Source organism: Amycolatopsis sp. NPDC049868 (genome assembly GCF_044461365.1).
In the GTDB taxonomy this organism is placed as follows: domain Bacteria; phylum Actinomycetota; class Actinomycetes; order Mycobacteriales; family Pseudonocardiaceae; genus Amycolatopsis.
Genome location: NZ_JBITKV010000005.1, coordinates 324149 through 336351, shown reverse-complemented (window position 1 = coordinate 336351; position 12203 = coordinate 324149). Strand labels below are relative to the sequence as shown.

The window sequence follows — 12203 nt, the reverse complement described above, 5'->3', positions numbered from 1 at the left end:
CCACGCCGCGGATTCGCCGGTTGTTGATTCCACGTTGATGCCGGCGAGCGAGCCTGGCCAGTGCGCCATTACGTGCATTGGCGTACGAGGCTGCCCGGAAACGGTGTCGCTGCCCCACCGCCGGGGCGAGAACAGAGCTGAGCAACGCGACGTGGGCGGATCGGTGCGTCGGACAGGAATGAGGGGAAACCGTGACTGTGGTCAACTGCCGTGCTGGGCGGGCGAGGTGGAAGGCGGGAATGGCGGCGGGGTTACTCGTCGCCGGGGCGGCCATGGCGGGATGTTCATCGGACACCGGCGCCACGACCGGCCAGGCGGCGCAGGCGAATCCGGCGGAAGCGGGCAAGGAGTACAGGCCCTCCGGCCCGCTGAAGGCGGACACCGGGTTCCGGCCCGACAAGGATGGCTTCGGGTTCCAGAACTACGGGAACGAGGACGGGATCACGAACCTGACCTCGAACGAGATGCGCAGGTTGTTCGGCGACAAGGTCTGTGCCGACGCCGCGGTGGGCAAGTGTGATCTCACGCCGGAAGCCCAGATGTGGATGGAACAACAGAACATCGGGATGAACGGCGGGCACTGCTACGGCTTCTCGGTAGCCAGTCAGCTGTGGTGGAAGAAGACGCTGAACCCGGCGGACCTCGGTGGCCTGCCGACGGTCGAGGTGGCAAGGGACAGCGCGTCGGCTCAGAAAGAGATCGCGTACACCTTTGTGCATCAGTTCATGCCTTCGGTGTTGCAGGGCAGGGTGACGGGCACACCCAACGACATCGTCGATCGGCTGCTCAAGGAACTGAGGCCGGACAACCCGGAGACCTGGACGATCGGGATCTTCAAGCGGGATGGCAGTGGCGGGCACGCGGTGACCCCGTACGCGGTCGAGGACAAGGGCGACGGGACGGCCCAGATCCTCATTTACGACAACAATTTCCCCAAGACCGCGCAGCGCATCGAAGTCGACCGCAAGGCCAACACCTGGAAGTACACCACCGCGGCCAACCCCAACGATCCGGCCGAGACCTACGACGGTGACGCGAGCACGAACACCCTGTGGATGAATCCGAGCAATCCCGGTCTGCAACCGCAGCCGTTCCCGCCGGTGCCTCCCAGCGGAATCGGCGGTACCGGGGCGTCCCCCGACGGGCAGCAAGCCGGCGGCGAGGCGATCGAGATCTTCCTCAACGGTAACCCGCGTGACCACGGCCACCTGCTGATCACCGACGACGCCGGCCGCCGCACCGGGTATGTCGATGGCAAGCTGGTCAACGAGATCCCCGGCGCGCAGGTCCTCACCAGACTGGCGGCGACTTGGGACGAGAACCTTGAGCCCAACTACTTCCTGCCCAAGGGAATCCGCTTCAAGATCACGCTCGACGGCTCGGCCCTGAAGTCCGAGGACGAAGAGTCCATCGCCATCATCGGGTCCACCTTCGACATGGCGGTGGAGGGAATCCGCCTCAAACCCGGCGAGAAGGACACCATCACGCCTGACGAAAAGACCGGCGATCTGACCTACACCCCGGGTGAAGCGCAATCCCCCACTCTTGTCCTCGGGGCGACCTACCCGAACTCCTTTTACAGCTTCACGCTGGAGAACACCGCGGTCGGCGGTAATGGCACCATCAGGGCGCAGCTGCCGCCCGAGGGCGGTCCGTTCACCGTGGACGCCGGCCGGGCGAAGGCCAAGAGCTCGTACACGGTCGACGTGCAACGAGAAGACGATCACGGCGTCCGCAACTTCCTACGCCGCGGCGTCGCGATGGAAGCGGGTAGTACCGCGATCTTCGACTACAATTCCTGGGACAGCGGCGGGCAGACGATCAGCCTCACCCGCACTCGGCAAGGCGCCACCAGTACCGAGAACCTGGCGTCCGAATAGGACTCCGCAGGCGTTGGCGATTCGTTGATCGAGCATTGATCAACCGCGACCAGACTGCGTATCGCCAATCGTGAACAACTGCCATGGAGGAATTTCGTGAGGAAGCATTCCGGCGTCCTGGTCGCCGCGGCTTCACTGGCCACACTGGTCATGACGTCCGCCTGCTCGGGACAGTCCGACTCGTGCCGGAACGCGGTGGAGACGATCAACAGCTATGTGAAGAACGTCGGGGAAAAGACCGACCAGGCCGTGCTGGCCACCGAATACCTTGCCATGACCGAAAAGCTGAAGGCCATCGCGGGCAGCGCGTCGGACGCCAAGGAGAAGGAAGCGATCTCCGGGCTGGCCGGCACCGACGAGAAGTCGGTCGGCGGCGCGATCGACAAAGTCAAGTCGGTGTGCAAGGCGTAGCGGTAACCGGCTGAAGGGGCGGCTGTTTTCGAACAGCCGCCCCTTCTTCAGTTCAGCCCGATCGGATGGTCGAAACGGGCCGGGGTTTCGAGCTCCTGGCGGCGGCGCGGGGCGACCGTGTCCCGGCTCGCCGCGACCTCGGTCAGCCTGTCCAGCGCGGCGGTGTCCTCGCCACCACCCGCACCGGCGACCTCGCGCAGCAGCACCCGCCCTTCGGTCACCGCAAGCACCTTGAAACAGGTCTCCGGCGGGAAGATCACACACTGCTGCTCGGGACCCTCACCTCCGGTCAGGAACCCGGTGCGCCGCGCGGTCAGCGCCAGCACGAAGAACTCCACCGTGCCGGGCAGCTCGACGAACGGGGTGGCCAGCGCGTGCAGCAGGCCGCGTTCGGTCAGCACCTCGCCGACGCGGTACCGCTCCCACTGCGCATCGTCCAGTGTGGCGGAGGTCAGCACCGGGCCACGGTAGGTGGGCAGGCGCCGGAGACCGGACACGATGCACCCGGCATAGGGCCGGAACGCGCCGAGATGGCCGGAGCGCAACGCCTGATCAAAGCCCTGCGAAGCGCCTTCCGCGTAGGCACGGACCGCGACCAGGTCGGCGATCACCGCTTCCGAGAAACGCGCCGTGTGCGCGGTCTCCTCTCCCCCGCTCAGCCCTGGCCGCTGCGCGAGCAGCCTGGCCACCGCGCTGGCGTAACTGTCGAACCGGCTCCCCAGGGTCCGGCGCAGCCATTCGTGTTCCGCCGGCCCGCTGCGGTGGTCCGGGGCGATCCGGTCGTCGCCGGGAACCTCCTTGGGCTCCTCCTCCGGTTCGGTCTCCACCCGCAGCCACTGCGTGACGGGTTCTTCTTCCTCGAGCGGGGGCTCGGCGAAGACCAGCTGGGCGGCCTGCCGCGCGGCTGGTTCGAGCCGTTCGAGGAGTCCGGCCGCCGCGTCGGCGAGCGTTCGAGACGGAGGCGCACCGGGTTCGCCGACGGTGACCCGCAGCCGGCGCGGATCCAGCGGCACCGCCCTGATCTCGCCGCCGTTCATCGGCTCGGTGCCGCCGCGCACCCACAGTCCTGATTGGACGATCTCGACGGTGATGTCGTCGCTGAGCCGGAAAACCCCGGGATGCGGCTCGGCGAGGCCGGGCAGCGGCGCACGGTACCGCACCACCTTGGGCACGGCGGGCATCGGGACCCGGCGCGGCCAGTAGCTGAGCACGGTGGCGAACGCCCATCTGGTCAGTCCGGTGTGGACGGTGACCGGCGCGCCGGACGCGTCCGCGACCAGCTGGCCGACCGGTTCCCCGGCACGCTCGTGGGTGCCGTGCGGAATCAGCCGCACCCGCGTGCGGGCCTGCTCCGGGAGCGCGGCCAGCAACCGGCAGATCTCCGGCACCGGCACCGACGGCTCGGGCACCACGGTCAGCATCTCGGCCTGGCACGGCAAACCGAACACCGGCGCGGGATCGGGGTGGGACTCGGGCCGCAGCCACAACCCGGCCGGGATCGGTTCGACCACCAGACCGGGGCCGGGGGCCAGCCGTCGCAGCGGGGTGCCCGGTTCCCAGACGGGTACCGGATAGCGGAGCCCGGCCTGCCGCGGCGGACCGCCCGGCCGGAACCGCAGCCAGCCCGCACCACCCACGGCGAAGGCGAACCCGCCCGCCACTGGGCGCACCACCCCGTCCGGCGCGATCACCTCGGTCTGCTTGCGCTCGGCCAGCGCGTGCGCGAGCGAGCCCGGCCCGCCGGAACCGGCACGCGAGAGCACCAGCCGCAGCGGACGGCGGTCCGGCAGCAGCGCGGCGAGTTCCTCGACCAGTGCTGGGCCCCCGAGCTCGGGCGGATCGACGACGACCACCGTGTGCCCGGGTTCCGGCGGCAGCGTCCTGGCCAGTTCGACGGCCGTCGCCACCGGTCCTTCCGGCGAATGCACCAGCAGCACGGCGCCGATCGGGCGGCACACCAGCCCGGTGCCCATCCGCGGTGAGCTGATCTTCATGCCGGTCCGCTTCGCTGGGTCCTGGCCGCCTCCGGGTCGAGCGCGGGCCCGGTCGGCAGGAAGGCGAGCACGGTGGTGGGCACCGGGACCGGTTTGGCGTCGCCGTAGCCGAGTGCCGCGGCCACTTCGGAGCTCGGCAGCGGGAACTTCATGCCGACATCGGTGATCAGGAACCTGGTGCCGTTCTCCACGCCCGGCGCGGGCTGCCCGATGACCAGGGTGCCGGAACCGCCCGGCACCCGGACCTGGTCGGCGACGCGGTCGTCGTCGTGGACGCCGCGTGGGCGCGGGCCGGACACCCGGAGCTGGTCGGTCGCGACCGTGACGAGCGAGCCGGTCGCGCCGAGATCAGCGGAGAACCCGAGGCGCACGCACACCGATCGTCCGTCCGCGGCGTCCGGCGGGCGGGGTGGTTCCTTCGGCAGCCCGGTGACCGCCGTGGTCCCCGACTTCGGCGCGGCGGCCGCCGCGGCCGCGGTCAGCGGGATCGTCCGCACCTCGCCCTGGTCGTACGCACCGGCGGTGGCCGGGTCGGCCAGGAACAACGCGAGCTCGGTACGCGAGATCGGCACCAGCCCGTCCGCGCGCATCAGGTAGTAGGCCCCGGTGCCGCCCGCGACCTGCACCTCGAACAGCTGACCGACCTTGGTGGACCGTCCGGCCAGCGGCGGACCGGACCGCCCGCGGTCCGGCAGCGGGGGCGGTCCGAGGCCGGGCCCCGCCGGGAGCGCGTTCAGCCACGCGGTGCTCACCGGCACCGGTTCGAAACCACCGAAGCCGAACGTGATCAGCAGCGCCTTGTCCTCGACGCCCATCCGCTGCCCGCGCCACACCAGGAAGGTGGCCCCGTCCGGAGTGGTCACCGGCATCGCCCGGTCCTCGGGCACCGGCGCGGACCGCCATCCGTCGCCGACCGAGAGCGCGACACCCGGCCGCCGCGGGCCGTCGGTCTCGCCGACCGTGGCCGCACACACCAGCCAGGGGTCGGTGTTCAGGCGTTTCGGGTCCGGCAGCGCGTCCGGCGCGTCCGGGATGCCGATCGGCAGGCCGTGCGGCACACCGTCCAAAGAGGACTTCGATGTGGTGCGCACCTCGGCGTTCCCGCCGCCGGCGGCCAGCCGGGCGGAAGCGTAGTTCAGCACCGGCCGCAAAGTGCCGTCCAGGAACAGGTACCGGTTGCCGGTCTCCTTCTCGACGATGATCGATCCAGGTTTGCGCCATCCGCCGTCGCCACCGCCCGCGACCAGGCCGATCACCCAGAACGCGGCAGCGGCCACCACCGCGATCAGCACCCCGATCACCGCACCGACGCTCGCCCGCCGCATCGGCGTCTCCGGCGCGTCCGGATCGCCGGTCACCAGCGCTGACACCAGCCTGCCGACGCCGAAGAGGTGGGCGTGCAAATGGTCCCGTTTGTTCTGCATGTCAGCCGGCCAAGGAACGGAAGAAGGAATACACGTCCAGCACCGCGAGCATCATCGGCACCACGGCGATCGCGAACAGTGTCTCGCCGATATCCGCGGCCCTGCCCCAGTACGGCAGCAGCCTGCGGCCGGGAAGTCTTGCCGCGCCGAGGAAAAGCAACCCGGCCACCACGACGAGACCGGCCAGCGCACCGGTACGCGCGATCGGGTCGAGCGCGACGGCGAGCGCGATCGCCTGCAGCGCCAGGCCCGCCGCTCCACCGGCCACCCCGGCGCTCCGCTGCCAGATGTTCACCAGCACCCGGGAGCGCAGCAGCATCCCGAGCGACACCACGGCCACGAAGACCTGCGCGGCCCAGCCGTGGTCGAACGCGAGCAGCGTGAAACTTCCCGTGCAGATCACCGATATCGCCACGAAGATCGCGGACAGGAACCGATCCGCACTGGCCGCCCTGGCCAACGCGACCCGTTCCGGCACCGGATCGGTGTCGGAGCTCAGGTCCGCGGCGCCGGTCGGCAACTGGGGCAGCCGGATCCGGACCAGCCTGGCGGACAGCGAGGGCGCGGCCACCCCGGTCAGATAGGCGACTCCGGCGACCAGCGCGGACGCCTGCGGTCCGGTCAGGTCCGTGCACAGCACCAACAGGCCGCCGATGGCCGCCGCGGCGCAGGACAGCACCGCGCCGAGGAAGAGCGCGGGCACGGCACCGGCCACGAACAACGCGATCACCCCGGCCGCGGTCGCCAGCGCTCCCCCGGCCAGCACACCGGTGCCGCCGAGTGGCGTGGCGCCACCCGCGACGGCCGCGGGCAGCAGCAGTCCCGCCACCAGCGCCATCGGGATCGCCGCGACGCCGAGTATCGCGCCGAGCACGTGGTCACCCCACGAACGCGAGGTGAGCGCGGAAAAACCGAGCAGCAGCACGGCGAACACCCCGGCTACGAGGGACCGGACCCACTCCGTGCCGCCGATCAGCCCGACCGCGGCCAGCGCGGCGGCCAGCGCCACGCCGCCGAGCACCAGGAACAGCCGCCGGGTCAGTTCCGGGCGCCAGCGGTCACCGCGTCGCCGGATCGCGGTGCTCACCCCGTCGACCACGTCGTCGAAGTCGATCGGCGGCATCGGCGCCTCGCGCCGTCGGAGATAGAGCACCTCCCCGTCGCGCAGGCCCAGCGATTCCGGCGTGCCCTCCTCGTCGAGCGGTTCCTCGCCGAGCCGTTGCAGCACCCAGTGGCCGCGCCCGGCCGACGCGGGGTCCGGATCCGCGCGTCGGCTCAGCAGCGGCAGCAGGTCGAAGACCGCGGTACGCACCGGCACCGCGAAATCAGCGCGGCCGGCCGGGGCCAGCACGGTCAACCGGCACAGATCACTCACCGGCGTTCCTTTCTACGAATCCACTTTGGACAAGTCGGACGCTGCGCCGGGTGACCAGCTGCGCGCGACCGGGCGGGAGCTGCCTCGGCGCGGCCTCGCCGAGGAACTTGCCTTCTTCGCGTGGGTAGGACAGCAGCAGGCCGGGGCAGCCGAGTTCCCACATCCGGCGCAGCAGGGGGTCCATCAGCGCCCGCATCGCCCCGGAACTGCTGCGCGCGATCACCAGATGCAGCCCGATGTCCGCGCCCTGCGCCAGCAGTTCCGCCAGCGGCTCGAGCGGGCCGCCGATCCCGTGGGTGAGCAGGTCGTAGTCGTCCACCAGCACGAACAGCCGCGGCCCGCTCCACCAGTCCCGCAACCGCAACCGGTCCGGGGTGATCTCCGGCCCCGGCGACCGGCGGCGCATCGACACCGCCGCGTTGGCGGCCAGCTCGGCCAGTGTCTCGGTGGCCACCGAGTAGCCGACCCGGTATTCCTCCGGTACCAACGGGAACAGCTGCCGCCTCGGGTCGGCGAGCAGGATCTTCGCCTCGTCCGGGGCATAGCGGTCCAGCACGCCCCTGGCCACCAGGCGGAGCAGGTTGGTCTTGCCGGTCTCGCCGTCCCCGAACACCATGAGATGTGGCGCCTGCCCGAAATCGTGCCAGACCGGTTGCAGACGCTCCTCGTCCAGCCCGAGCGCGACCCGGAAGTCCCCTTCGGCGGCGGGAAGCCGTTCGACGGGCAGCCGCGACGGCAGCAGCCGCACCGGCGGCGCGTCCTCTCCCGGCCAGAACGCGGCGATCTCCTCGACCAGATTCTTGGTCGCGGTACCGAGTTCCTCCGGTGCGCCACCGCCGTCCAGCCGCGGCAACGCGCTGAGGAAGTGCCTGCCCTCCGGGGTCAGCCCGCGACCGGGCAGCGCCGGGACCTCGGCCGCCGTGCGGCTGCTGATCTCGGATTCCAGCGGATCCCCCAGCCGCAACTCGTACCGGGTGCCGAGCAGGTCCCGCAACCACGGCCGGATCTCCGACCATCGGGTGGCCGCGACCACGACGTGGACGCCGAAACCGAGCCCCCGTGAGGCGAGTTCGGAGATCACCGGCTCCAGGTCCTCGAAGTCCTGCCGGATCGTGGCCCATCCGTCGACCACCAGGAACACGTCGCCGTACGGATCGTCCACCGCTCCGTCCCGGCGGAGCCTGCGGTACGCGGCCATCGATTCCACGCCCAGTCCGGCGAACGTCGTCTCACGCCATTCCAGCAGCCCGGTCAGCTCGGCGACGGTCCGCTTGACCCGGTCGGGGTCCAGCCGCGCGGCCACCGATCCGGTGTGCGGCAACCCGGAGATCGCGCCCAGCGTGCCCCCACCGAAGTCGAGGCAGTAGAACTGCACCTCCGCCGGGGTGTAGGTGAGCGCGAGGGCGAACAGCAGGGTGCGCAGCATGGTGCTCTTACCGGTCTGCGGCGCGCCCACCACGCCGACATGCCCGGCGGCCCCGCCGAGATCGGCGAGCAACAGATCGCGGCGCTGCTCGAACGGGCGATCCACCACGCCGACCGGCACCCGCAGCGCCCCCGCCGCCGGTTTGTCCACAGTGGACAGCCCGCGATCCGGATCGGGCACCACCCCCGGCAGCAGGACATCCAGGCTGGGTGCCTCGGCCAGTGGTGGCAGCCAGACCTGCCGGGCGGGTGGCCCCTGACCGAGCAGCCGTTCCAGCAGCGCCTCCATCAGGGTCCCCGCATCCGAGTCCTCGCCGTGGGTGGCGGGTTGCTCCCGCTCGGGCTGGGCCGGCTCGCCCAGTGGCTGGAACAGCGGGCCGAAACCGACCACCTCCCGTCCGGCAGGCGCCTCTTCCACCGGCGCGTCCGGTTCCCCGGCCACCGCCGTGATCGGGCCGGACACGTAACCGGCCTTGAATCGCACCAAGCTGGTGGTGTCCTTCTTCAGGTATCCGTGGCCGGGGCCTGACGGCAGTTCGTAGGCGTCGGCCGCCCCGATCACGCTGCGGCTTTCCATCGCGGAGAAGGTCCGCAGCGCGATCCGGTAGGACAGATGGCTTTCCAGCGCGTGAATGCGGCCCTCGTCCAGCCGCTGGGAAGCGAGCAGCAGGTGCACGCCGAGGCTGCGGCCGAGCCGCCCGATCATCACGAACAGATCCATGAACTCCGGTTTGGTCGACAGCAGCTCGCTGAACTCGTCGCAGACGATGAACAGGGTCGGGAACGGGCTCAGCGGCGCGCCCTGCGCGCGGGCCTTCTCGTACTCCAGCCGCGAGCTGTATCCGGCCTGGCGAAGGAGTTCCTGCCGCCGCGTCAGTTCACCGTGCAGGGCGTCCCGCATGCGGTCGACCAACGGCAGCTCGTCGGCGAGGTTGGTGATCACCGCCGAGGTGTGCGGTAGGTCCTCCATCCCCATGAAGGTCGCGCCGCCCTTGAAGTCGACCAAGACGAGGTTGAGCACCTCGGAGGAATGCGTCGCGGCCAGCCCGACCACCAAGGTGCGCAGCAGCTCGCTCTTCCCGGAACCGGTCGCGCCGATGAGCACACCGTGCGGTCCCATCCCGCCCTGCGCGGACTCCTTGATGTCCAGCTCGATCACCGAACCGTCCGCGCCGAGCCCGATCGGCACCCGAAGCTGGGCAGGTAGTTCCGCCCGCGGTCGCCACAGCTCGTGCACCGGGTAGCCGCGCACGTCACGGATGCCGAGCAGGCGGGCCAGGTCGAAATCGGCGGCGAGTGGTTCGTCCGCGTCGGCGGCCCCCGCGGTCCGAAGCGGCGACACCATCCTGGCCAGCGATTCGCAGCGGGCGAGGCTCAGCCGGTCCGGGGTGGCCAGCGGCGGCGCGGAGCGGGCGTCGGTGCGGTCGATCCGGTCGGCGCTCACGGTGAGGCCGAGCCGCTGCGGGCCCTCGTGGCCGCTGCCGCCCCCGACGTCGAGCAGCAGCACGTTGCGCAGTCCGCCCGCGGCCAGTGGTGAGTACTCCGGCAGCGTCACGCCGTCGCAGACGATCACGGTGTACGGCTCGCCGCGGTCGATCGGCGCGTCCGCTTCGAACGCGGGGCGCCTGCCGAACGCGGGCCCGAGCCTGGCGAGCAGTTCGTCGTGTTCGGTGGCGAACAGCCGGGCCGGTCCCGCCGCGTCGGTTTCGTGGCCGCTTTCGTTGTGCGGCAACCATTTCGTCCACTGCCAGGCACCGATCCGGTCCCGGGCGGTGAGCACCGCGACCCGCAGGTCCTCCGGGGCGTGGAAGGTGACCAGCTGCGCCACCATCGCCCTGGCCAGCCCGTACACCGTGTCCGGGTCCCCGGTCAGCTCGAGCCCGGAGTAGCCGCGCAGGTGCAGCGCACTGGCCACCTCGGACACCGTGGAATAGGCCGCGATGAACCGCCGCAACGCACCGGCGCACAACGGTTCCAGATCCTCGACCGGTTTGGTCTGCGCGGGGACGAGCCGAAGTGACGCGCGCTGGATGCCGGTGCCGATCCGCACCTCGGCGAAATCCTCGTGGTTCGGCCTGCGTTCCCACAGCCGGGGACTGGACGCGATGGTCCACAGCCGCGCCGGATCGGGGCTGTCCCAGTCCACCGCGGCGCGCTGCTCGTTCATCGCCTTGCGGACCTGCTTGCGAACCTGGCCGAGGTAGCGCAGGTAATCCCGCCGCTCGCCCTTGAGCTTCCGCTTGCGCTCGCCGGACGCCCTGCCGAGCTGGCCGAACATCATGCCGACCGTGGACACCGCCATCAGCCCGGACGCCACGTACATCCCGCCGCCCGTGCCGGGGTTCGCGAACATCATCACGGTCGCCCCGGAACCGAGGCCCATCGGCAGATAGGTCAGCACCGAGGACATGTCGGCGCCTTGGACCTCCGGCAGGTCCGGCGGTTCCTGCAGTTCCAGCTCACCGTGCGGCAGCGGCGGTCCGGCCTGGCGCGGCGGACGGCTGATGACGATCGTGCTCACTTGACTCCTCCCGGACGTCTGCCCCGCACCGCGCCGCGCAGTACCCAGGCCATCCCGATCACCAGTACCGCCCCCGCCGCGGCGAACACCGCCGCCAGCCGGGCCGGATCGTCCGGCGCGGCCAGGTCCGGTGGCGGCACCACCACCGGCCGGGAATCCACAGTGGACCGTCCGGCGGACTCCTCCGGCAGTACCGCGGTGACCGCCGCGTACGGGTTGACCACACCCCAGCCGACCTGCGGATCGGGCACGTTCGTCCCGGGCCGGTCCGCGGTGGCCTCGATGCGGTGCTTGACCTGCCCGGCGGTCAGCTTCGGATAGCGGGCCCGGACCAGCGCGGCGGTACCGGCGACGAACGGGCTGGCGAAGCTGGTGCCCTGGGCCACCACATGCCCGGTCCCGGCGGCGCTCAGCCCGACCACGTCCACCCCGGGCGCGGCCAGATCCACGAAGTCCCCGGTCTCGGAGAACTTGCCGCGCGAACCGTCCGCGGCGATCGCGCTCACCGCGATCACGTCCGGATACGCGGCGGGATAGGCGGTGGGGTTGCCGTTCTCGGCCTCGTTGGCGGCCGAGGCCACGATCACCACGTCCCGCTGGCTCGCGTAGCGCACCGCGGCCTCCAGATCCTGGCTGGGATGGAACGACGTCGCCGAAATGTTGATCACGCGCGCGCCCGCGTCCACCCCCTCCACGATCGCCTTGGCCATGGCCGAGGCCGAGCCGACCCCCGAATCGGTCTGCCGCAGCGGCAGGATCGTCGCGCCGGGAGCCACCCCGGCGAACCCGGTGCCCTCCCGTGGTTGTGCGGCGATCAGGCTCGCGACGAACGTGCCGTGCCCGACGCAGTCAGGCTCCCCACTGGACGGGGACACGATGTTCACCACCGGCCGCACCCGCCCGGCGAGCTGCGGCACCGCGTCCACCCCGGAGTCGACCACCGCGACGAGCTGGCCCTCACCCGTGGTGAGCGGCCACACCCGCGCGGGCGCGAGGCGTTTCTGCGGCCACGGGGTACCGGGGAACAGCGTGTTCGACGGCGCCGCGCACTTGCCGCCGCCGGAAACCTGTTCCAGTGGCGGCACCGTGGGATCGGCCGACGCCGCGGGCCCGGCACCCAGCAGCAGGACGGCCGTCAGCGTGCCGGCCCGCACGAGAGACGAACTCAGCACT

The 12203-nt window shown here is 71.0% G+C and carries 7 protein-coding genes; 2 read left to right on the top strand and 5 right to left on the bottom strand.

Going from position 1 to position 12203, the window contains the following annotated elements; genetic code table 11:
* The first annotated feature begins 191 nt into the window (after window positions 1-191).
* Together ACIBTM_RS23200 and ACIBTM_RS23195 are read left to right on the top strand one after the other, a co-directional pair.
* Window positions 192-1880: a hypothetical protein gene (locus ACIBTM_RS23200; RefSeq protein ID WP_395879161.1), complete on the top strand. Its 1689-nt coding sequence runs from the start codon at window positions 192-194 to the stop codon at window positions 1878-1880.
* Between the two features lie 96 nt (window positions 1881-1976).
* Entirely contained in the window at window positions 1977-2291 is a 315-nt protein-coding gene (locus ACIBTM_RS23195) for a hypothetical protein (RefSeq protein WP_395879160.1), read from the top strand.
* Between the two features lie 47 nt (window positions 2292-2338).
* Here the strand turns inward: ACIBTM_RS23195 and ACIBTM_RS23190 are convergent, their stop codons facing one another.
* From ACIBTM_RS23190 to mycP, 5 genes are read right to left on the bottom strand one after another with little or no spacing between them, the layout of a single operon-like run.
* On the bottom strand, window positions 2339-4285 hold the full coding sequence (locus ACIBTM_RS23190) for a hypothetical protein (protein WP_395879159.1): 1947 nt from the start codon (window positions 4283-4285) through the stop codon (window positions 2339-2341).
* Window positions 4282-5709, bottom strand: coding sequence for a type VII secretion protein EccB (gene eccB / locus ACIBTM_RS23185; protein ID WP_395879158.1), 1428 nt, complete (start codon window positions 5707-5709; stop codon window positions 4282-4284). Before eccB ends, ACIBTM_RS23190 begins: the two co-directional genes overlap by 4 nt.
* A 1-nt stretch (window position 5710) precedes the next feature.
* On the bottom strand, window positions 5711-7084 hold the full coding sequence (gene eccD / locus ACIBTM_RS23180) for a type VII secretion integral membrane protein EccD (RefSeq protein ID WP_395879157.1): 1374 nt from the start codon (window positions 7082-7084) through the stop codon (window positions 5711-5713).
* Entirely contained in the window at window positions 7077-11030 is a 3954-nt protein-coding gene (eccCa, locus tag ACIBTM_RS23175; protein ID WP_395879156.1) for a type VII secretion protein EccCa, read from the bottom strand. The genes eccD and eccCa overlap by 8 nt, the downstream gene beginning before the upstream one ends.
* Window positions 11027-12202 (bottom strand): type VII secretion-associated serine protease mycosin, encoded by a 1176-nt coding sequence (gene mycP / locus ACIBTM_RS23170; RefSeq protein ID WP_395879155.1) that lies wholly within the window; start codon window positions 12200-12202, stop codon window positions 11027-11029. The genes eccCa and mycP overlap by 4 nt, the downstream gene beginning before the upstream one ends.
* Between the last annotated feature and the right edge of the window lies 1 nt (window position 12203).

What these genes read in the sequence shown, in the direction of transcription:
- eccB (WP_395879158.1), bottom strand. Translation starts at nt 5,709, where the DNA reads ATGCAGAACAAACGGGACCATTTGCACGCCCACCTCTTCGGCGTCGGC.
- ACIBTM_RS23190 (WP_395879159.1), bottom strand. Translation starts at nt 4,285, where the DNA reads ATGAAGATCAGCTCACCGCGGATGGGCACCGGGCTGGTGTGCCGCCCG.